The 23737-nt window shown below is 48.4% G+C and carries 17 protein-coding genes; 16 read left to right on the forward strand and 1 reads right to left on the reverse strand.

The features are described 5' to 3' along the window. Positions 1–127 precede the first annotated feature (127 nt). From JNUCC31_RS32240 to JNUCC31_RS32315, 16 genes are all read left to right on the forward strand, one after another. Positions 128–1138, forward strand: coding sequence for an aldose 1-epimerase (locus JNUCC31_RS32240; protein ID WP_192267344.1), 1011 nt, complete (start codon positions 128–130; stop codon positions 1136–1138). A gap of 223 nt (positions 1139–1361) precedes the next feature. Next, positions 1362–2750, forward strand: a complete 1389-nt coding sequence (fumC, locus tag JNUCC31_RS32245) for a class II fumarate hydratase (RefSeq protein WP_192267345.1) — start codon at positions 1362–1364, stop codon at positions 2748–2750. Between the two features lie 175 nt (positions 2751–2925). Then, positions 2926–5670, forward strand: a complete 2745-nt coding sequence (locus JNUCC31_RS32250) for a CHASE3 domain-containing protein (RefSeq protein WP_228469361.1) — start codon at positions 2926–2928, stop codon at positions 5668–5670. A gap of 243 nt (positions 5671–5913) precedes the next feature. Beyond that, entirely contained in the window at positions 5914–7533 is a 1620-nt protein-coding gene (locus JNUCC31_RS32255; RefSeq protein ID WP_192267346.1) for a PucR family transcriptional regulator, read from the forward strand. Between the two features lie 292 nt (positions 7534–7825). Further along, positions 7826–9337, forward strand: coding sequence for a factor-independent urate hydroxylase (pucL, locus tag JNUCC31_RS32260; RefSeq protein WP_192267347.1), 1512 nt, complete (start codon positions 7826–7828; stop codon positions 9335–9337). Continuing rightward, entirely contained in the window at positions 9334–9714 is a 381-nt protein-coding gene (gene uraH, locus JNUCC31_RS32265; protein WP_323374355.1) for a hydroxyisourate hydrolase, read from the forward strand. The genes pucL and uraH overlap by 4 nt, the downstream gene beginning before the upstream one ends. Positions 9715–9754: 40 nt before the next feature. Beyond that, on the forward strand, positions 9755–11161 hold the full coding sequence (allB, locus tag JNUCC31_RS32270; protein WP_192267348.1) for an allantoinase AllB: 1407 nt from the start codon (positions 9755–9757) through the stop codon (positions 11159–11161). Beyond that, a complete protein-coding gene (locus JNUCC31_RS32275) occupies positions 11158–12465 on the forward strand; it encodes a Zn-dependent hydrolase (RefSeq protein WP_192267349.1) in 1308 nt (435 codons plus the stop codon). Before allB ends, JNUCC31_RS32275 begins: the two co-directional genes overlap by 4 nt. A gap of 6 nt (positions 12466–12471) precedes the next feature. Beyond that, complete coding sequence (locus JNUCC31_RS32280; protein ID WP_192267350.1) at positions 12472–13713, forward strand: pyridoxal-phosphate-dependent aminotransferase family protein; 1242 nt, start codon at positions 12472–12474, stop codon at positions 13711–13713. Next, positions 13707–15302 (forward strand): gamma-glutamyltransferase, encoded by a 1596-nt coding sequence (gene ggt, locus JNUCC31_RS32285; protein WP_192267351.1) that lies wholly within the window; start codon positions 13707–13709, stop codon positions 15300–15302. The genes JNUCC31_RS32280 and ggt overlap by 7 nt, the downstream gene beginning before the upstream one ends. A gap of 107 nt (positions 15303–15409) precedes the next feature. Continuing rightward, a complete protein-coding gene (locus tag JNUCC31_RS32290; protein WP_192267352.1) occupies positions 15410–16732 on the forward strand; it encodes a 5'-deoxyadenosine deaminase in 1323 nt (440 codons plus the stop codon). A gap of 119 nt (positions 16733–16851) precedes the next feature. Then, a complete protein-coding gene (locus tag JNUCC31_RS32295) occupies positions 16852–17928 on the forward strand; it encodes an XdhC family protein (RefSeq protein ID WP_192267353.1) in 1077 nt (358 codons plus the stop codon). Then, a complete protein-coding gene (locus JNUCC31_RS32300) occupies positions 17894–18538 on the forward strand; it encodes a nucleotidyltransferase family protein (protein ID WP_192267354.1) in 645 nt (214 codons plus the stop codon). The genes JNUCC31_RS32295 and JNUCC31_RS32300 overlap by 35 nt, the downstream gene beginning before the upstream one ends. A 307-nt stretch (positions 18539–18845) precedes the next feature. Beyond that, positions 18846–19760: an FAD binding domain-containing protein gene (locus tag JNUCC31_RS32305; RefSeq protein ID WP_192267355.1), complete on the forward strand. Its 915-nt coding sequence runs from the start codon at positions 18846–18848 to the stop codon at positions 19758–19760. Between the two features lie 32 nt (positions 19761–19792). Continuing rightward, positions 19793–22126, forward strand: coding sequence for a xanthine dehydrogenase subunit D (gene pucD, locus JNUCC31_RS32310; RefSeq protein WP_192267356.1), 2334 nt, complete (start codon positions 19793–19795; stop codon positions 22124–22126). Then, positions 22123–22653 carry a (2Fe-2S)-binding protein gene (locus JNUCC31_RS32315; protein WP_192267357.1) on the forward strand — a complete coding sequence of 177 codons (531 nt, stop codon included), beginning with the start codon at positions 22123–22125 and terminating at the stop codon, positions 22651–22653. Before pucD ends, JNUCC31_RS32315 begins: the two co-directional genes overlap by 4 nt. A gap of 72 nt (positions 22654–22725) precedes the next feature. Here JNUCC31_RS32315 and JNUCC31_RS32320 read toward each other — a convergent pair whose 3' ends face one another. Then, a complete protein-coding gene (locus tag JNUCC31_RS32320; protein ID WP_192267358.1) occupies positions 22726–23640 on the reverse strand; it encodes a hypothetical protein in 915 nt (304 codons plus the stop codon). Positions 23641–23737 lie beyond the last annotated feature (97 nt).

The following is a 23737-nucleotide window of genomic DNA, read 5'->3' on the forward strand; positions in this document are numbered from 1 at the left end:
TCCGTGGCTGTCTTTTTTGTCTTTCCATCATGAATTTGTTCTCTATCATAGATTGGTATTTTGTGCATGGGCATGATATAGTCGAGCCGTATAATATAACCTTAGTATGCAGGAGGTACATATAACGATGACACAGCAAAATGCAGCTTTTGAAGAACAATTTGGAGGTATACCCGCTGTCTGGCTTCACTTTGATCAGTTTGAAGCGGCTGTCATTCCAAGCGTGGGTGCCAACCTTGTCGCTTTCCGCGATACAGAGCGGGGATTCCGCTATTTGCGGGAGCCAGATCAGGAGCATATGGACGATTTTATGGCTGCTCCTGCCGTATATGGAATTCCGATTCTTTCTCCACCAAATCGCTATGAGGATGGTCGTTTTCCCTGGGATGGCAAAGTCTATCAATTGCCTATAAATGAACCAGCTACAGGCAACCATTTGCATGGGTTCTTGCACAATGTTGAGTGGAAGGTTGAGGGTTATGGATCTGATAAGCTGGAGAGTTATGTCGTACTTAGCCAGGAAGTCAAGGAAGGACATGTGTTCCATCAATACCTGCCATTCACATTTACTGTGACGCTTCGTTATTCGCTAAGCAACCTTGGACTTCAACAGCAATTGAATGTTCGCAATAATGGTCAGGAACGTATGCCGAATCTGTTTGCATTCCATACAGCAATCAGCGTTCCATTTGCACCGGAAAGCCAAGCATCCGATTATACGGCCAAAGCAACCATTGGACAACGCCGGGAGTTGAATGAACGTTCCTTGCCTACGGGACAATTTCAACCGCTTACACCGGAAGAAGAACAGTTAAAAGGTGAAGGTGTCAGTCCGTTTTTTGCAGCCATGGATAATCACTACACGGCAGAACCTCAGAATGGGCGTAACTATATGGAACTGACTGATCATCGTACCGGCGACAAGCTGGTGTATGATGTAGGGACTTCCTACAAGCATTGGATGATCTGGAACAACAACATGGCGGGCGACTTCTTCTGTCCTGAACCACAGATGAACCTGGTTAATGCTCCGAATGTACAGGGCTTACCTGCTGAAGAGATCGGTCTTATTGGTCTTGAGCCTGGTGAAATATTCGAACAATCCAGTCGTTTGTACCCGATCAAGCCACAAAAATAAACATTTGCACATTTTGCGTCACGCTTACAATTTTGTCGAAAAGGTGAAAACCTGGCAGGCAATCATGTATAATATGACAAGATACACAAGCTTTTCTCAAAAGAGCATTTTGCATAAATCACAAAGATCACATTGGAATCAACAAATGCAAGATGCTGTGAAGCAAAGAATGTATGCGTATTTTGTAGAGACACAAACCATCTTTTTGGAGGAGGAGAAGCAAGTGGAATACCGCATTGAGAGAGATACGTTAGGTGAAATGAAAGTACCAGCCGACAGGCTGTGGGGAGCTCAAACGCAGCGCAGCAAGGAGAACTTTCCGATTGGTCGCGAGCATATGCCGATGGAAGTCGTACGTGCTCTTGCCATTTTGAAAAAAAGCGCTGCTGCAAGCAATCATAAATTGGGTAAACTATCGGCTGCCAAATCAGATGCGATCGCTTATGCCGCTGATGAAATTATTGCTGGCCGGATTGATGATCATTTCCCGCTCGTGGTATGGCAGACGGGTAGCGGAACACAGTCCAACATGAACGTGAACGAGGTCATTGCCAATCTGGGTAACCAGTTGCTTGAACAAAAGGGCAAGGAAGAACGTCTGCATCCGAATGATGATGTCAACATGTCTCAGAGCTCGAATGATACATTTCCAACCGCTCTGCATGTTGCGGGTGTGCTCGCGGTTGAAGATCAGCTCTTGCCGGCAATTGCGGTGCTGAAAGCTACTTTTGCAGACAAGTCGGAAGCCTTTAAGGATATTATCAAAATTGGCCGTACTCATCTTCAGGATGCGACTCCAATTACGCTTGGTCAAGAGATCAGCGGTTGGGAAGCGATGCTCGACAAGAGTGAACGCATGATCCGGGATAGTGTTCAGTATATGAAGGAACTGGCAATCGGTGGTACGGCTGTTGGAACCGGAATCAATGCACATCCCGACTTTGGTGATTATACAGCCAAGGAGATTGGTAAACATACAGGTAAGGATTTTGTATCCGCTCCAAATAAATTCCACGCCCTTACGAGCCATGATGAAGTCGTTTATGCTCACGGCGCCGTTAAAGCGCTTGCAGCTGACTTGATGAAAATTGCCAATGATGTACGCTGGCTCGCGAGTGGCCCACGCAGTGGTTTAGGAGAGATCCGGATTCCGGAGAACGAACCGGGTAGCTCCATTATGCCAGGTAAAGTGAATCCAACCCAGAGCGAGGCGATGACCATGGTCGTTACGCAAGTGATGGGGAACGACGCAGCGATCGGCTTCGCGGCAAGTCAGGGTAACTTCGAGTTGAATGTGTTCAAACCGGTTATTATCTATAACTTCCTGCAATCGGTTCAGCTTCTTGCGGATTCCATCGTTGCATTTAATGATAAATGTGCAGTCGGCATTGAACCTAACCTCAGCCAGATTGAACACAATCTGAATAATTCGCTTATGCTGGTTACGGCTCTCAATCCCCACATCGGTTATGAGAATGCAGCCAAAATTGCCAAGCTCGCGCATAAGGAAGGGTTGTCTCTGAAAGAAGCAACATTGCAGACAGGTCTGCTTACGGAAGAGCAATTCGATCAGTATGTTGATCCAGCGAAAATGATAGCTCCGAAAGCCTAATTCATTCGGATTGAAAACATCGTAATCCTTAAGAAGACGACCTGCCCCGAGCAGGTCGTCTTTGGATTGGAACAATGACCATATAAATGCTTGTCAGACTATACATATACGTATAAACTACAGATGCACTCTTTGCTAGGTTTGGGAATTGTTTATTTCATTGGAGGTTTCAGCGTTGTCGAAAAAGAGAAGATTTACGATACGCTCCAAAATTCTATTGGGCTATCTTATGGTGGTGCTGCTATTTGGTGCCGTCTTACTGATTCTATCAGCTCAAATCAATGTATTGCAGAAAGAAAATGATTTTATCAGCCACCACGACCTTGAAGTGCACAACCTGACCAACACGATTGAGAAAAATGTGCTGGACATGGAAACAGGACAGCGTGGATACATGATTACAGGGGATGAAAGCTACCTGGAGCCGTACAGACAGGGGCTTGCGCAGTGGAACTACAACTATGACCAGTTATTTGCATTAATAAGTGACAATCCTTCTCAGCAGCGGAGTTTGCAAAACATCAAAACACATATTACACGGTGGATTGAAATTGCTGGAGAACCGTTGGTGGAACTGAAGAAACAAGGGGATCAAGCGAAGGTCATTGCGTTTTTTCAATCCGATCCAGGCAAAAATGAAATGGATTTGTTGAGGTCTCAGCTTGATGCCTTTCGGACCACAGAGATTGCTCTGACCGAAACGAGGGTAAACGAACTGGCTTCACGAAGTTCCGCGTTACTTACAATCATGTACACATTATGGGGAATTATTGCTGCATTGTCCATTACGGCAGCCTTTGTTGTATCAAGTAATATTGTTAAAACTTTACGAGACGTAATGCACACGATCACTGATATATCCAGAGGGGGGAATCTAACGCAGCGGATTCATGTACGAACACATGATGAAGTAGGTGATCTTGGGCGAGAGACCAATAACTTGCTTGATACGGTCCAGGAACAGAACCGATTGAAAAGCAAGATTGCCGATATAGCCACTCTGCTGCAAAATCCAAATCATTTGGAGGGGCTGTCACGGCTGTTCCTGAATCAAATCGCAATTCTGTTGGAAATTCCTTATAGCGTCTTATATTACTGGAAGGATAATCGACTGATTCGTATTGCGGCATATGCGGCTGATGGAGAAAACGAACGTTCACTTGGTAAAGTATCAATCGCACCCGGTGAAGGCCTTGTCGGTCAAAGTGCTATCGAGAAACGGATTTTGTGTATGAATGACCTGCCGCAAAACTATATTCGCATTTCCTCAGGTCTTGGACATACAACAGCTACGTCGGTAACGGTTGCTCCAGTCATATTTGAAGGTAAAACAATTGCTGTGATTGAACTCGCCTCTATGAAATCATTGCAGGAGAATGATATGAAGATGCTTGGCGAATTGATTGAAATTTTCAGTGTCTCCCTGCATTCGACTGCTACCCGCATGGAATTGCAGCAATTATATGATGAGTCTCAGGTACTCAATGAAGAATTGCAGGCACAATCTGAAAAACTTCAGCTTCAAACCGAAGAGATGGTATCTCAGACGGAAGAGTTACATATGCAGACTGAAGAACTGCATATACTGAACGAGCGTTTGGAAATACAGAAAAATGCGGCAGAAACTTCTGCCGGGGAGCTCGCCAAAGTAGCGGATCAGCTGCGGACCAGTTCCGGTTACAAGTCTGAATTTCTCGCGAATATGTCGCATGAACTGCGTACTCCGCTCAACAGTATGCTGATTTTATCCGAGATTTTGGCTAAGAACAAGCATCAGCACTTAAACAGTGAAGAGCAGAAATATGCTTCGGTGATCCATGCATCAGGCAAGGACTTGCTCAACCTGATTAACGACATTCTCGACCTTTCCAAAGTGGAAGCCGGGGAGATGGAAGTGGATTTTGATGATGTGTATCTTGAAAGTCTGCCCGAAGTGATGAATCAATATTTCCTGAAAACGGCTGAACAAAAAGGAATTGACTTCCGGATTCAGCTTCAAAGCCCTTTGCCGGAAACGATTGTTTCTGACGAGATGCGGTTACACCAGATTTTGCGGAATTTGCTCTCCAATGCATTCAAGTTTACCAATGAAGGTGAAGTGGCATTAACGATCTCCAGAGTGAGTCTGGCCAGTCCTGAAGGGAACAGGATGGAGAGGGATGCTATTGCCTTCTCGGTTAGTGATACGGGAATTGGCATTGCTGACAACAAACTGTTACAGATCTTTGATGCGTTCAAGCAGGCAGACGGAGCTACGGCCCGAAAATATGGTGGAACCGGACTGGGACTGTCGATCTCCCAATCCCTTGCCAATCTGTTGGGCGGATCCATCTCGGCCACAAGCCGTGAGGGACAGGGAAGTGTTTTTACCCTGTTCCTCCCGCTGAGAACGGAAGAGCCAGAGGTTATGCAGACTTCCAGATTGTTCTTGAACGAGGTTGCAGTCACGGCTCCTGAAACAACTAATACTTCAGAATTGACTTCAACAAACGTCGAGACATTGCTGACTCCACTGGAAGAATCGTTACTGAACGGGCGTCAAGTGCTTGTGGTGGACGACGATATTCGAAATGTATACGCCTTGGCGAACGCCCTTGAACAATATGGCATGAATGTGATCACAGCTCAGAATGGATACGAATGTCTGGAGATGCTGGAACGTGGGGAGGCGAAGCCGGATATTATTATGATGGACATCATGATGCCAGAGCTGGATGGGTATGAAACTACTCGCCAGATCCGTGAGAGATTGAGTCTCAAGCAGCTCCCCATTATAGCTCTAACTGCGAAGGCTATGAAAGAAGATCGTGACAAATGTATAGCAGCAGGAGCCTCGGATTATATTAGCAAACCGCTGAATATGAAAGAGGTACTGTCCCGAATGAAATTATGGCTGAGTCATGAAACATTGGGAATCTGATCTTCAGTACCTGGATAAACCATATTGAAACTAAAATTGAAACCTATGCCAGTTGCGCAATGATTGCTGCAATGGTGTCATAGGTTTTATTTTTTTCTCATGTAAGCTTTAAAAAACGAAATGATGTTATAATACTTAACAACATTCCAAGTGGATTTCAAAATATGGACGAAAATAAGTGTAAATCCTTGGTTGTGTCCAAGAAAACCGCTATAAGTGTTATATATATGGGAGGTAATGTCCATGCAGCTTACAGTTAAAGAGGCTTTAAAGGTATATCCATTGTCTGAGGCCAGACTGGTTGCGGGTGGGGAAGGGACTTCGCGGATGATGAAATCCGTTAACGTCATGGACGCTCCAGATATAGCGGATTGGATCAAATCCGGAGAATTGCTGTTTACAACAGCGTTTATTATGAAAGATAACGAGACGGATGCACTCCGTTTGATGCGCCGCCTGAATGAACGCGGTTGTGCCGGACTTGGCATTAAATTGGGCCGCTTCTGGCAGTCCATTCCGCAAGGAATCATTGAGGAAGCGGATCGACTGAGGATGCCCCTGCTCGAGCTGCCGTTTCAATTTACGTTTTCCGACCAGATGAATGCGTTGTTCAAGGCCGAACATGAACGCAGCAATCGGTTGCTCCATGAGGTAGTACAGAAACAGAAAAAATTGATGCAGTTTGCACTGCAACAACAGCATCGGAATGTATTTGCCGAACTTGCCACTGTTTTGAATTACCCGCTTACGGTGATTGGCTCTCGAGGACATGTGCTCTATGGAAGCGATGGTATCGCCGGAGACGCGGTTGTACAGGGTTGGCCCTGGAAATCCGTCATGCACCGGGTGAAGTGGAATCAGGGTAGTTGCCACCGGGTGCCCATCAAGCAGAATGATGAAGAATACGGTTTTTTGCTCGTCTTTACAGACGCGGCCCTGTCTCTTAGAGCGGAGGAAGAATTATTCCAGCAGGCTGCGGATGTTCTGGCATTCTATATGGATATGACCTATCGGGAACACATTAACCCGACCGTTCAGGATGAGATGCGTACGCTGCTAACCCAGTATCTGGATAACAAAATGACGGTAGATGAACTATCCAGGCTCAGCGAGAATAAAGGTGTTCACCTGTTTCAGGGGACCTATCAGTGCGTGTTGATCACATTGGAACCGTCTGTTTTTGCCGAAGGAAAACTGCTGAAGCAGATCCACCGTGAGTTGCAGTACAATCCGCTGATGCAGTTCACAGCCTCACAGCATTTTCAGATCGAAGATGGCATTTTGTCCATCTATACCTGTCCAACGGGACGGGATTATGGAGAGGAGTTATCAGCTTTCCTGCTGAATCGGTTCGGTGATGTTCTTGCGGCTCAGGAAGCTAAGGGGGAACCTGCTCCGCGGTTCTGGATCAGCAAAATGAAGCATGAGCCAAAATCGTTGCGAGAAGCTTATCAGGAATGCCTGGATACCCGTCAATTGGCTCGTCGATTCGGCATGAAGGATCGGGCTCTCCAGTTCGAGATGTTGGAATTTGCCTATGTATTCCAACATGTACCGGATAACATCATGGAAAATTACTGCAACAAAGTACTTGAGCCATTATTGGCCAGGGATGGTGATCCCAATCAGGTGCTCATGAACACGCTGGAATCTTTTATCGAGAATGATGGACTCATTAACGAAGCTGCGAAGCAACTGTTTGTGCATCGGAACACCGTTACCTATCGGATGGAGAAGGTCGGAAGTTTGCTGCAAATGGACTTTAAGAAGACGAATGATCTGCTGAAATTAAAGCTGGTGTTCACCTTCCGTAAGTTTGTTCGTGACCAACCATCGGCAAAACCGCATTCGCAGCAGCATTAATCTGACGGCGGGCCCGTATACTTATATCTTTTAGGATGATCATCAGTATCCTGAACAAGTGTTGTGCAGCATAACAATGAAACAGCCAAGTTAGATAAAACCGTATTTCCCTTGAGGGAATGCGGTTTTTTTAGGTTTTTATTGCATTAGAGTAATCAAATCCCGTGCATTGCAAACAAATCACATCTCTGATGTTATGTTATATTACAAAATTGCGTGATTATTGTTGCCGCTGTGCAGAGCGACACTTAGAATGAAGAACAACAATCTACAAAAGACCGGAGGTTCTAACATGACCGACTTCATTAAACTCGTTAACAGCTGGTCTATCACACAGTTCGTGCATACGTTTGGCGGACTGTTCGAAGAATCACCCTGGGTAGCAGAGCGTTCCTGGCCTTCACGGCCATTTGCCTCATTTGAACACATGATGAATGTAATGAAGGACGTAGTTCAGACATCCGATGAAAAGATGAAATTGCAGTTGCTGTGCAATCACCCGGATCTCGGAGCGCGAATCAGCATGAGTAACAATTCCGTGCAAGAACAGGCGGGTGCAGGGCTTAATTCACTCTCACCGGAGCAATATAACGAATTTAGCAAATTAAACCAGGAATATACAAGCCAATTCGGCTTTCCTTTTATATTGGCCGTGAAAGGGCACACAGCTCAGTCGATCCTGGAGTCCATGCGGCAACGCAATCAGCGAGGCAAGGAGGAAGAATTCCATACCGCTCTGAAAGAAGTATTCAAGATCGCTTCTATTCGATTGGAGCAATGGCTGGTGCAGGTGGGTCATGAACATGAACATAAATTTGAGTTTATGCCATTCGAAGTGAAGCAGCGGACCATGTTTTACGGGAAAGGGGATGTATGGATGTATCGTTCATACGTCAAACCATTGACTGGCATCCAGTCCATCCCGGAATCTTCATTTACCGGACGCAATAATATCCTGTTCGGATTGAACATTAAAGTAGCCGTTCAAGGCGACGAATTTCTGCCTTCTTTTATCGAAGGAGATAATTCCCGTGTCGTTGCGACGGATTCAATGAAGAATTTTATTTTGAAACACGCTGCGGATTACGGAGGAGCTACCGTTGAAGGCTTTCTCGCTGCCATCAGCAGGCGTTTTCTGGAAACATATCCTCAGATGACCAAGGTCCAGATGACGGCAGATCAGATTCCTTTTGAAGATGTACCTGTTGGCGGGCAGGGGGGCTTTCGTGCAAGCGAGCTGGTATTCCGTTGTTCCCAGAATGAGCGGGCGACGGCTGCAATTGAAGCGCAGCGAAAAGGAAATCAGGTTGAGCTGAGCAATCATTTCAGTGGTGTCGCAGATATCAGGCTTATTAAGGTCAAAGGCAGTGAATTTGCCGGGTTCGTCAAGGATGAGTACACCTCCTTACCCGAGACATGGGACCGTCCACTGTTCATTTTCCTAAATATCAATTGGCGTTACGAGGACCCGAGAGATGGCATGGACGATCAGCGCGGGCGTTATGTAGCAGCGGAGCAGGTAAGAGATGTAGCTGCTGCCGTGTTCCATGCAATTCGTTCCGCCTCCATTCAACATCTGATTTATCAGATTGGATTAAGGCTTTTGAAGCGATTTGGACAGCTCAGTGAAGTTTCCTTCGAGTCCAATAATCGGACTTGGGAGATGGTGCTGGATGAAGTGAAAGAAGGAGAAGGCAAAGTATTTACCGAGCCCAGACCTCCTTATGGATTCCAGGGCTTCTCGATGACAAGGGACGATCTAGAGGCTGACAGTAGTCGCTCGAAGAAAGAAGGGGAGGCATGATGTCGGTGGCTGGAGGACGGATCACTACGCATGTGCTGGATACATCCAAGGGTGTACCGGCTGTAGGCGTGCGGATTGAACTCTATGTATTGCACAGGGACGGCGAGAAGGAATCCAAAAGGAAAGTTGCTGAATCGGTGACGAATAGCGATGGACGTCTGGACGCCCCATTGCTGGACAGTGGGAAGCTTGAGCAAGCGGTATATGAGCTTCAATTCAACGTTGAGGGTTATTACGCGGAGCGATCTCTTGAGGAACTGGGGCAGGCGTTATGGACGGTTGTACCAATTCGTTTTGCCGTATCCGATACTGCAAGCCACTACCACATTCCTTTATTGATTGCTCCAGGAGGTTACAGTACATATCGGGGAAGCTGAAATACATGAATCCGGTGCTGATCAGAGGAGGGTCATCCATATGACAAGATTAGATACGATCATCCGGGGGGCCCGGGTTGTATTGAGAGATAGCGTCGAAGAACTGGATATTGGGATTACAGGTGAAAAAATAACAGCTTTGTCCTCACAGCTGGTGGGTGATGAAGACACTGAAATCATAGAAGCAAAGGGGGTTACCGTGATGCCGGGGGCGGTGGACATTCATGTTCACTTTAATGAACCTGGACTCGCGAGTTGGGAGGGATTCAAGTCGGGATCAGCATCACTGGCTGCTGGCGGAATTACCACGTATGTCGATATGCCGCTCAATAGTGTCCCCCCAACAATTAGACCGGATGCGTGGGATCTGAAAATGAAAGCAGCCGAAGGTCAATCCTATGTTGATTATGCGTTCTGGGGAGGACTTGTTCCCGGCAATCGGGCTGAGCTTGCTCCATTGGCCCATATGGGGGCGGCCGGATTCAAGGCATTTATGTCCGAACCCGGCGGAGAAGGGGAAGATATCTTCGCGAGAGCCGATGACGATACACTTTTGAATGGAATGTATGAAATTGCAAAGCTAAACCGCGTGTTGGCGCTTCATGCCGAAGACGAAGTAATGGTTGGCGAACTGGGGTCCAGAAGTATCGCAGTTGGACGAACCGGACCGATGGATTACGTGCAATCTCGTCCAGCAGAAGCAGAAGTTCGGGCGGTGTCCCAAGCGCTGCAATATGGGGAGCAGACCGGATGTGCACTGCATTTTGTTCATATCAGTACACGGGAAGCGCTTGATCTGATTGCAGAGGCGAAACAGCGCGGACAGGATGTAACTTCGGAAACATGTCCGCATTACCTGACTCTGACTGATCAAGATGTTGTTCGGCTGGGGGCCGTAGCCAAATGTGCACCGCCATTGCGGAGTCAGACGGAGCAAGATCAGTTATGGGATGCGCTCGAAGCAGGCCTGATTGATATTATCGCCTCCGATCATTCTCCTTGTCCGCCATCGATGAAACAATCGGATAATTTCTTCGACATCTGGGGTGGCATCTCCGGGGCGCAAAGCACGCTGCTGCTTATGTTGGAAGAAGGGCATCTCCAGCGAAATATAGCCCTTCCGTTGCTCGGAAGAGTTCTGTCTTTGCAACCTGCCAGAAGGCTTGGACTGGAGAGCAAAGGTGAAATCGCCATCGGCAAGGATGCGGATCTGGTACTGATTGATTGGGAGAAGAGTACTACTTTGAATACGGATGAGCTGCTCTACACACATAAGCAGAGTCCCTATGTAGGGCGCACGTTTTCCTCCAGCATTGCAGACGTGTTCTGTCGGGGCGGGCGAGTATACAGCTCAAAAACAGGATTATCTGATGAGCCCATCGGACGGTTTGTCCATACCAACTCATCTGTTCAAGCTGTAGAGGAAGGAACGGAGGGAATATCATGACGGACTTTGAAGTACATACAACGTCGGGTACGGAAGATCCCATCCAGCCTTTGCCGCAATTGGAGCAGGTGGAGCTGCAAGCTTTTCTTGACTGGTTGTCCACTTATGGAGCTGATGCCCAGGGGGGTGTGACACGTTTGTTGTATGACCAAGCATGGTGTGAAGCACAGCATGCACTTGCGGCAAAAATGAAGGAGAAAGGGTTGGCTCCTGAATTTGATCAATCGGGCAACCTGTATGGCACGCTGCCCGGTACGGGGGCGGGAAAAGGAACAGGTATGGAAGAGGCGCCGATTGTTACAGGGTCCCATATTGATACGGTCGTCCATGGTGGAAAGTATGACGGCGCATATGGGGTAGCTGCGGGAGTGCTTGCACTGGAGTATCTGCAAACTCAATTCGGGGCACCGAAACGAACACTTCAGGTGGTATCGCTCTGTGAAGAAGAAGGCAGCCGATTCCCTTTCGCTTATTGGGGATCGCGGAGTATAACGGGTGTAACCGGACTGGAAGAAGTCCAGCATTTGAAGGATCAAGAGGGGATCACCTTTGCAGAGGCGATACGGGATGCAGGTTTTGGATTAGACCGTAAATATAAACCCGCAGCGAAAAAATACGGCACCTTTATCGAACTTCACATCGAACAGGGCCAGGTCCTGGAACGGTTGGGACATTCCATAGGTATCGTAACGGATATTGTCGGCCAGAAACGTTTTAGTATCACCGTAAGTGGCGAAGCCAATCATGCAGGGACGACACCGATGTCCTGGCGCAAGGATGCACTTGCAGGTGCAGCCGAGATGATCACAGCCGTAAGAAGCATTGCGCTGGAAGCGGGAGAACGGCTTGTAGCGACCGTGGGACGAATAACAGCTGCTCCGGGCGTCGGCAACGTTGTTGCTTCGCAAGCGGTATTCTCACTGGATATCCGGCACATCAGGCAAGAGAGCATTGACCGATGCTGGCAAGACATGCTTCAGAGCTTTAGCCGGATTGCAGCCGAGCAGCAACTTGGACTGAACTGGGAAGAACACTTGTCTGTCACGCCTATTCCGATGAATGAACAGATTATCGCAGACATTCGTGATATCTGTGAAGGCGAACAACTCTCCTATATGTACATGCCAAGCGGCGCAGGCCATGATTCCCAGATCTTTCAGCCGACATGTCCTACAGCGATGATCTTTGTACCCAGCCAGGATGGCATTAGCCATAATCCCCTTGAATATACAGCTGAAGAGGACCTGATGAAAGGTTTCCGGGTTCTGGTCCAGCTACTCTATAAATACGGTTACGGGAGTTGAGTGAAGATGTCCAACTATAAAGAATTGTCCCCTTCCTTGCGGACGATCATGACACCGGGGCCAGTTGAAGTCGACCCTAGAGTTCTGAGGGCATTATCCTTCCCGATTCTGGGGCAGTTTGATCCAGAATTCACTTCCCTGATGAATGAGACGATGGCGATGCTGCGTGAACTATACATGACAGATAATGAGTGGTGTTATCCGGTCGATGGCACATCCCGTTCCGGTATTGAAGCTGTGCTGGTCAGTCTGATCCAGCCGGGAGACAAGGTGCTTGTGCCGATCTATGGACGTTTCGGGCATTTGCTTGTGGAAATATCGGAGCGATGTGGTGCCGAGGTTATCTTTTTCGAAACAGAGTGGGGAACGGTATTTGATCCCGAAGAGGTAATTAAAGCCATTCATGCCCATAAGCCGAGTCTGGTCGCGATGGTTCATGGTGAGACATCAACCGGGCAAATGCAGCCTCTTGCCGAGATTGGCAAAGCCTGCCGTGAACTCGATATTTTACTCGTGGTTGATGCAGTTGCCACAATCGGAGGTACACCTGTCGAGACGGATGCCTGGCATCTGGATGCGGTGATGGGAGGTACGCAGAAATGTTTGTCCGTTCCGTCCGGGATGGCGCCATTAACATATAACAGCCGTGTAGAGAAGAAACTGATAGGCCGTAAAACCGTCGAACGTGGGCTTCGGGACACGACAAGTGCTAGAGCCGAAGGTTGTACGATTGCCAGCAATTATTTTGACCTAAGCCAATTGCAGGATTACTGGAGTTCGGCACGGTTGAACCATCATACGGAGGCCACCTCCATGCTCTACGGTCTTCACGAAGGGTTGCGTATTCTGCTTCAGGAAGGGCTTGAGGCCCGTTTTCAGAGACATCGGATCAATGAACGAGCGCTGGTCGCGGGGATTCAGGGTATGGGACTGCAATTGTATGGAGAGTTGTCCAGTAAACTTCCGGTGGTCACTTGTATCCAAATTCCAGACGGTGTGGATGGTGAGTCGGTACGAAGCATGCTTCTGAACGATTTCAGTATTGAGATTGCCAGTTCATTTGGACCACTGAAAAGCAAGATTTGGCGCATTGGTACGATGGGATTCAGTTGTCAGCGGAAAAATGTACTGCATGTGCTTGGGGCACTGGAAGCTGTTCTGCTTCGTCACCGCCACGCATTACCAGCGGGTGAGGCGGTGCAGGCAGCGTTGGATGTATACGCCGGGAAGGAGGGCGTCTTATGTTGAACCAGATGCCGATATCCAGAGAGGTGATGGTTACCTCTCCTCATTATTTAGCGAGTGCGGTTGGAAGTTCAATTCTCCACCAGGGTGGTAACGCTTATGATGCAGCGGTTGCGGTTAGTGCAGCACTAGGTGTGGTGTACCCACACATGACAGGGCTTGGCGGCGATTCGTTCTTCTTGATCCACGATGGAACAAGTGGTGATATAACCGCCTACAACGGCAGTGGTCGTTCAGCTGCGGGAATTCATGCCGATACATTCAAAGCGATGGGCATGAGTTCCATTCCTCAGCGGGGTGTGTTGAGTGCCATAACCGTTCCGGGAATGGTGGATGCATGGTGGGAGGTATGGTCTCGCTATGGCAAATTGAAATGGGAACAGCTGCTTGAACCTGCAGCGCAGTATGCAGAAAAGGGATGCCCTGTATCCCGGAATCTGCGACTGTGGCTGGAACGGGATGAGGATTTCATTATGGGGCATACGCCGCTGCGAGCGGTATTTGCCCCTTTTGGTACACTTTTGCAGGAAGGGGAGCTGCTCCTACAACCGGACTTAGCCGGATCTATTCGCCTTATTCAGGCGGGAGGAAGGGATACTTTTTATACAGGAGAGCTTGCCGATCAACTGACATCGGCTATTCGTGAAGATGGCGGCATGCTTGCACCAGCGGATTTTGCGAGTCACAAAGGGGAGTGGGTGAAGCCGGTCAGCACGAACTACCGTGGTTATGAAATTCACCAGATGCCCCCTAACTCCCAGGGTTTCTCGATGCTGATGATGCTTAATATGCTGGAGCATATTAACCTGTCCTCTGTGGCCCGTACGTCCCCCGAGTTCTACCACCTGATGGCTGAAGTCGTGAAAAAAGCTTTTCGCGATCGTGACCGTTATCTCACAGATCCGGAATTCAGGGATATTCCATTAAACCATCTGTTATCCAAGGTATATGGAGATGAATTGTGGAATGAGATTCAGTCTGCTCCGCCTGTGGCACAGCCTTTTCTGTCCAAAACGATGGGGCAGGATACCGCTTATGCTGCGATTGTGGATAATGAAGGCAATGCCGTTTCATTTATTCAAAGCCTGTATTTTGATTTTGGCGCAGCCTATGTGCCTGGGGATACGGGTGTAATCATGCAAAATCGCGGTTCCTTTTTCTCACTTGATCCGAAGGACGCCAATGTGCTGGAGCCGAATAAACGCTCTTTCCACACACTGATGCCGGGTCTTGTCACTCGTAACGGAAAACCTTATATGCTTGTGGGCACGCAAGGTGGAGAAGGCCAACCCCAGACACAGTTATCGGTTCTTACCGGTGTGCTGGACTATGGTCTGAACATTCAGGAAGCGATCGGTCTGCCGCGTTGGGTGTATGGGCGCACCTGGGGCGAAGAAGACGACATAATGCGAGTGGAGAACCGTTATCATGACGACGTATGTGACACGCTTGCCCAATGGGGGCATAACGTCGAAGCCAGAGCGCCGTGGGACGGCATTATGGGGCAATCGCAAGGGATCGTCATCCGTGAAGATGGCATGATCAGCGGCGCAGCAGACCCCAGGGGAGATGGCATGGCTATCGGGTGGTAGCGTAATTCGTGTAGACCTTTATGGTTAGATCCTAAGAGTGAATTCAATGTGCAGGATCATAGAACTAGTGAAATGTACGCAGATAGATACGGATAGGGGAGATTATCATGGGAACGATCCTGCTGAAAGGCGCACAGCTCGTCACAATGAATGAGGAAGAGGATGTATTTACGGGGGATCTGCTGATCGAGGATAACAAAATCAAAGAGATTGCAGAGCATGTTGACGTTCAGGCTGATCAGGTCATTGATGCTCGGGGCAAAGTGCTGCTGCCAGGTTTCATCCAGACACATATTCATCTGTGTCAGACTCTTTTCCGCGGACGTGCGGACGATCTGGAGCTAATGGATTGGCTCCGTCAACGTGTTTGGCCGCTTGAGGCAGCGCATGATGAGGAATCTGTCTATTATTCTGCAATGCTCGGCTTGGGCGAATTGATCTCTAGCGGGACAACGACCATTCTCGATATGGAGACGGTGCATCATACCGATTCGGCTTTTCAGGCGATGGCACAGAGCGGGATTCGGGTGATTTCCGGTAAGGTGATGATGGATCACGGGGATGAAGTTCCTGAACCGCTGCGTGAAAATACAGCCACCTCGTTGCAGCAAAGTGTCGACTTGCTGGAGAAATGGAATGGGTTCGGCGGGGGGCGCATTCAATATGCGTTCTGTCCACGCTTCGTCGTCTCGTGTACGGAGGAATTGCTGGTTGAGGTGCGCGACCTGTCGAATAAGTATCATGTGAAAGTACACACCCATGCCTCCGAAAATCGCGGCGAAATTGAACTTGTCGAACACGAGCGCGGCATGCGCAACATTGTCTATCTGGATCATATTGGCTTGGCTACCCCAAGACTGGTGCTTGCTCACTGTGTATGGCTGAGTGAGGAAGAGAAAGAGATCATTCGCAAACGCGGCGTGAAAGTGACTCACTGTCCTGGATCGAATATGAAACTTTCCTCTGGCATAGCGGATATTCCTGATCTATTGAATCGCCAGATTGCAGTAGGGATTGGTGCTGATGGCGCGGCGTGTAACAACAATCTGGATATGTTCCAGGAAATGCGTCTGACCGCTCTTATGCAAAAGGTGCCGCATGGCCCAACAGTGATGGATGCCCGGACGGTGCTGCGCATGGCGACAATGGGTGGAGCAGAAGTGCTTGGAATGTCCAAGGAAATCGGCAGTCTGGAAGTGGGTAAAAAGGCAGATATGCTGCTGCTGGATCTGGATGATTTCCATACATATCCTTCCTATGAGACGGATGTGTACTCCCGGGTCGTCTACTCTGCAACTCGCAGCTGTGTAGATACCGTTATTATTGATGGAAGCATTGTACTCAATAACCGAAAGATTCAAACGATTGATCGTGGCATCGTGCTTCGTGAATCGGATAAAAGTATTGCAAGATTGATGAAACGCATCTAATGAATGCAGCCGGATGAAGTTTACCCGGGCAAATGTCTGAGCAGAAGTTGGGTATTCAGCCCTCACAGTAAAGCTCTGATTCACTTCTTCGGATCTTAATCCCTGAAAGGACGGAGACAATGATGGAAATGCATGATCTGTGTGCAATGGCAGCGAGGGAAGCGCGCTGTGTACTCGCAACAGCGATCAAGGTAGAAGGTCATGCTTACCGTAAGCAGGGTGTCTCTATGCTTTTGACCGAAGAAGGGGGGATGTATGGCAGTATCAGTCCGGGATGTCTGGAGAGTGATCTGCAGGCCAGAGTGGATCGGGTGCTGGATACGGAGCAGCTGGAGTTCGTGGAGTATGATATGCGACCCGCAGATGATCTGTCCTGGGGAGAAACAATTGGCTGCGGCGGATTGATTATTGTTCTGCTAGAGCCGGTTTGTGGTGAACTCAGATCGATCTTGTCCCATATGCATACGTATTTTCAATCTGGATCAACGGTGGAGCTAACCCGCTCATTCTACCATCAATACACAAGGATTCATTATGTAATTAAAGTCCTTATTCATCCGTCTGAATCTGCTGCTGCCGCTACTGATTCTGGTTTTGGTTCTGGGAAGAGTGAGTTTCAACGGGAGGGAAGGTCCGAAGCAGAACGTTGGGATATTCCGCTACAGATCTCAACGAGATATGTCCCCAAACCCCGTCTGATTATTGTCGGAGCCGGAAATGATGTGATTCCTGTAGCCCGTCTGGGCCAATCAGCAGGATTCCGCGTGGTTGTAGCCGATTGGCGAGAGACTTTGTGTACCCCTGAACGGTTTCCGGGTGTTGAGCTTGTCCAGGGTTTCCCTCGTGAGATCATCTCTGTACTGGATATCCAAGGTGGGGATTATATCGTATTGATGAGCCATCAATTTCCGAGAGAACGGGAATTTCTTGAATTGCTTGAGGATCGGAATTATGCATATCTTGGCATTATGGGGTCCAGAACACGGACAGCACGTTTGCTGAACGATCTCCCTCCAATGAAGCATGTGCATTCACCCGTCGGCTTGACCATTGGTGCCAATGGTCCAGAGGAGATCGCGATCAGTATCGCAGCAGAACTTATTGCCTGTAAACGTGCGGCTTCTGCCAAAGAGCGTCACAACCTACAGAGGGGGAATGCACATGCGTCTGACGGGCATCGTGCTGGCAGCAGGTAAAAGCAGCCGACTGGGTCGGGATAAACTGTCTGTTGTCATGCCTGATGGAAGGTGTTTAGCCGCATGGACCCTGGAAGCTGCCTTGAACTCCGATTTGGACCAGGTTATTTGTGTGGTCAAACCTGAGGATTCATTGGCGTGGATCCCTGCCGTCCGCCTCAATGAAGTTTCTTATGGCATTATTCCAGAAACGGAGACGAGACTACAGATTGCAATCTGTACCGATTACGCATATGGCATAGCCATGTCTCTTCACTGTGGTCTTCTGACTGCTATGCCCCACCAACCTGAAGGTGTGATGGTGATTTTGGCAGATCAGCCGTTATTACAGCCACGGGATATCAACAGGGTTGCTGAGGCATTAGCCGCCAACAAGCTGTGTGATTATGCAGCAGCTACGGATGGGAGAGGAGGCAAGCCACCTGTAGCCTTTCGGGAGCATATGCTAGGGCCTCTTTTGTCGCTCAGCGGAGACGAGGGGGCGCGAAAGATCATGCGCAATGCCAAGTATGCAGGAACGTATGTATCGTTGTCCGATTCCTGCTTCTGGGATGCGGACAACGAACCAGAGCTGGAGCGCATTTTGGATTATGTGAATGGGATAAGGTGAATGAAGAACTCAGCAGAATGAGCGGATCACTTGTTATCTTTTCCTGATTTCGTCAGGTCAGCCAGACCGTCTGGTTGGCCTCTTTATTGTTTTTTAATGGTGAGGAATGAATGAGCTTGTGTTCGCTTTTAGGAGTGATTAATGCATCAGGCACAAATTAAACCACGTATTTATACATTTATCCAAAATGATGTGAAGATAATTGACGTTACCCTTGCCGTCTCATATGATTTGAAGAATTATTATGTGGATCATTCGGTCATATCCAACGCCCCACAGATTCAATATGGAGAAGGGAGATGAAACGATGGCCATGCCGGCATACGGTACTGGAGCGCAGCCAACGGTTTGGCAGCCAGATAATCTGGAAGAACTTCAGGCTTTGAAGAGTAAACTGTTCGGGAAGTATTGTTATGCAGCAGGGGGGACACTATTACGCACTCAGTGGGAAGGTGGCCTTGTTCCTGTACCTGAGCATATGATCAGCCTTGCTCGTATTCCAGGTGCAGGCAGCGTGTATGTGGATGGAGATCATCTGGTCATTGGAGCACTGACGCGATTGAATCAATGTGCCACACACGTTCAACTGCAACAACTGCCCTTACTGCAGTCCGCAATGAATGCTATAGCTGCTCCTTCGATTCGGAATATGGCGACAATTGGCGGAAACATCGTATCCGGAGTGGGTGACTCCATACCCGCACTGCTGGTCTACGATGCACAGCTGCATTGGATAACGGACAACGGCTCTGAGATCAGCAGTCTTTCGTCCTGGCTGAACGGTGAGCATGACGGCAGTCGCAATCCGAATGATGTGTTAATTGCTATTCATATTCCAATGGCGAACACGGCTTTCCCATATTCCCATAGCAAACAGTCCTCAGTTTCGCGTGAAATTTCATTTTACCGCAAGTTGGGACGGCGGGAGACCTTCACGGCCTCGCTGGTGACGATAGCTTTTCACGGAGAACTCGGATCGGATGGGCGTTGGAAGAAGTTAGCGATAGCTGCAGGGGGAGGTTCAGGGATGGCAATGCGTCTTCCCGAAGCGGAAAAGATGCTTCTTGGCAGCGTGGCTTCTGCTATGCAGGCTTCAACTCTGGCTGTTGCGGTTCGATCGGAATTCGAGACTTATAGTGATGCATTCACATCGGAACAGTACCGCAAACAAACAGCAGGTAATATGATAGGTGCCGGACTGTGGGAAGCACTTTGCTCATAGAAGACTACAGATGAAGAAAAGGGAGAGAGTCCATGCTGCTGAATCGGGAACAAAGCGGAAAACGCTGGCACCTGCGGCCGGATGGGGTGGGCAAAGTGACAGGAAAGCTTCAATATCTGACGGACATGACTTTGCCTGATATGATCCATGGAAGAGTTTTGCGCAGCTCCTACCCCTATGCCCGTATAGTATCCATCGATATTACCGGAGCTGAAGCCATGGAGGGTGTATTTGCCGTACTCACCTCCAAGGATGTACCCGGATTGAACCGCTTCGGCATTGCAACTCCAGATCAGCCTGTATTTTGCGAGGATGTCGTTCGTTATGTCGGTGATGCCATTGCCGCGGTTGCTGCGGATTCCCCGGAACGTGCGGCACGTGCTCTGGAGGCAATCCGGGTAGAGTATGAGGAATGGACTCCGATGGACAGCACAGAGGCTGCATTGGCACCCGGTGCACCAGTGCTCCATGAACATGGTCCCGGTAATGTGCTGCACCGTACCGAAATCAAGCGTGGGAATGTAGAAGAGGCTTTTGCTGCATGCGAGCATATCGTGGCGGAAACGTATTATACTCCGCGCCAGATGCATGCTTATATGGAGACAGAAGGCGGGTTGTTTGTTCCTGAAGAAAACGGGAGACTCCATGTCTATGCGGCTACACAGCATGGTTATAAGGACAGAATGCAGCTCTCCCGAATAATCGGGTGCTCCGAAGAGGATATCAGGGTGGTCTCATCTCCGATTGGCGGTTCATTTGGCGGGAAAGATGAGCTGAATGTACAGCCTTATGGCGCACTTCTTGCTTTGAGAAGCGGACGTCCTGTGAAGATGCACAATTCACGTAAAGAATCTGTACGGGCAGGATTGAAGCGGCATCCAATGAAAATTGAAATGCAGACTGGCATCAGCCGTGAAGGGATGATTCAGGCACATCGAGTTCGAATTACCGCAGACACAGGGGCTTATGCCACGCTGGGAGCGCCTGTCCTGAATTTTTGTACAGAGCATTGCCTTGGGCCTTATTCCATCCCGCATGTAGATGTGGAAGGCATCTCGGTGTATACGAATAATGGAGTGTCGGGAGAGTTTCGCGGATTTGGCGGCAATCAGGCGATCTTTGCTATGGAGGGTCAGATGGATCGACTCGCCGAGATCATGAAGATGGACCCATGGGAGTTTCGGAGACGCAACATGAGGGAAAAGACTGATCCTGGACCCTTGAATCAACGGATTCTGGGCACGGATGGACTGTCACAAGTATGGGAGGCAATGGACCGTTCGGAGTTATGGCAAAAACATCAGCATCTCCCGGCAGATCCTTCTCTGCCTCCCTGGATTAAACGCGGTGTCGGTGCAGCTATCGCGATGCACGGGGCAGGGCTGGGTTATGGCATTCCCGATCCGGCAGGGGGGCGCCTATCCCTGAATGCCGAAGGCAAGATTGAAGTGGCATTCAGTTACGAAGAATTCGGTCAGGGTCTCATTGCCACCCTGGAAATGATGCTCTGCGATCTGTTCCACTGCTCCACATCCGATCTGAGTATCATTATTGGGGATACGGATCGAGTGCCGCACAGCGGTTCAAGTACGGCTTCGCGTTCAACGACAATGGCCTGGATGGCTCTTCAGCGATTACAGACACCATTCCGTTCCAAAATTTTGTCGGTAGCCTCTACCTTGTCAGGAATTCCGGCTGACGAACTGATTACTGGAATAGGGGGAGTATGGCGCAAGGGACAGCTGCCTCCAGCAGTTACAGCGAATGATACGACGATTGATTCCAGAGTTGTTGTTTCTTACGCAGATCTGGCGAAGGATGGGGAAGCGGAAGAATGGACTTTTGATACTCATTTCGAATATCCGACCACGCCGGACAATGTTGTGGGCGGGCATTATCTATATACGTATGCGGCAGTAGCCGCAGAGGTGGAGGTAAACACGCTAACCGGGGAAGCCAAATTGCTGGATACAAGGCATGTGGTGGCGGCTGGCCCTGTCATCAACCCAATGGGATTCATCGGACAGATTGAAGGCGGGAGTGTAATGGCTCTGGGTTTTACGTTGACCGAAGACGCCGTTATGCAAGACAGTCGCTATATAACAACCAATCTGGACACCTACCTGATACCGACGATTCGGGATATTCACACCCACCTGGAAGTCGAGGCGATTGAAGAGCTACCAGAGGGTGATCCGTATGGACCTCGGGGAATTGGCGAGATTGGTTCGGTAGCGCTTGCTCCGGCCATAACCGCTGCGATTCATCAGGCTACAGGGGTGTGGGTTAATCGTTTGCCCGTTCCGCGAGATCAACTGATCAAACCACTGGACGTACCGCTTCAGGAAGGAGTGAATCGATCGTGAGTGAACCGTTGGAGAACCTGTGGGCAGCTGTGGTGAATGGCGAGGAGAGGAAATTGCAAATCGCCCAGTCAACCCGTCTTGTGGATGTACTGCGGACGCATTTGAATCTGACCGGAACGAAAGTCTCCTGCGAAGTAGGCCGTTGTGGTGCATGTATGGTACTGATGGATGGAGAGCCGGTCAATTCTTGTCTCGTTATGGCTTATCAATGTGTTGGCAGTGAGATAACAACAATAGAAGGGCTACATGGTGAAAAGGAAGATGAGTTGCATCCGATTCAGCAGGCTTTTGTGGAAGAGGGCGGCTTCCAATGCGGATATTGTACTCCGGGAATGGTGATTTCCACCAAGGCATTGCTGGATCGCTATCCACAGCCTAGTCAGGAACAGATTGAAACGGGATTATGCGGCAATCTGTGCCGCTGTACCGGGTATGGAGGGATCATTCGTGCAGTTCGAACCGCAGGAGAAAACTGTGTATCCTCATTCACTTTAATCACAGGAGAGAAGAAAGTGAATGACCTGTAATTGGATAACGGAATTAAAGAAGACCGGGTGCTGGAGTGCATTATCTCCGTTTCGCCCGGTCTTTGTTAACGATTAATATTTGATAATGTACCATCCGCCCCAAGTCGAATAATTCAGGCCATTTCCATAATTACGATCAGCTGTTTGTGGATTACGAATCGAATTGCCGCTGGCATCTCTAAAATCAATAGCTGTTAGTCCACGTTTATGTGACCAGCCACCATCAGCATCCTGTCTGTACCAATGATAATCATAGTTTGGTGCAATAACAAGTGCTACCTTATACTCTCTGTACCCCGGAACTTCACTATATGTAGAAGTCCGTAAGGATTTATTTAAATATGGCATGTCAAGCTTAGAAGCACTAATGATGCTCGAAGAAGTTAAACTTGTAAATACATTTCCAGCAAGTTCACCGGGTTGTAATTTATGTCCAGAATATGTGGATGTATTTAACATGTATGCATAGCAATTAGCTTTATCAGTCAAATTTTCCCATGCACTTGTTGAATATGGGTGTTCATAACCACCTGTAGGCATTGTTTCAAGAGCTTGAAGAGTTAATTGATCATTTGAGTTTGTTTTGGAATCGATAGTCTGGTTATTGTATTGGGTTTCATGAATAGTGACTTCTGTTTTATTCAATGTGACGAATTCAGCAGGTCGGTAATTTACCTGTAATTGTTGTTCTTCTGTTAAACTGTTGAACCAATTCAACCATTCTTTAGTATCTGGAGCGAAAGAAGCTAATGGATCTACATTGGATAACGTTAAATGGGTATTCTCGTCTAAAGATATTAATTCAGCTGGTTTGTAATTTACTTTTAATTGATCTTCTTTAGTGAGTTTGTCAAACCAATTCAACCATGTTTGAGTTTCAGTTGTAGGAGAAGTATCCCTTTTGGTATTGTTTGATTCAGCTAATACAGGTAACGCGAGTGTGAATAACAAGATCACCGCAAATAATGATGATACTAATTTTTTCATTGTTACGTTCCTCCTGAAATTTGAATAAATTTTTTGATTACAATGGCGATAAACTTTGTTTAACCAACTAAAATCCTTATGATTGGTCAATACCCCC

It is taken from the genome of Paenibacillus sp. JNUCC-31 (assembly GCF_014844075.1).
Classification (GTDB): Bacteria; Bacillota; Bacilli; order Paenibacillales; family Paenibacillaceae; genus Paenibacillus.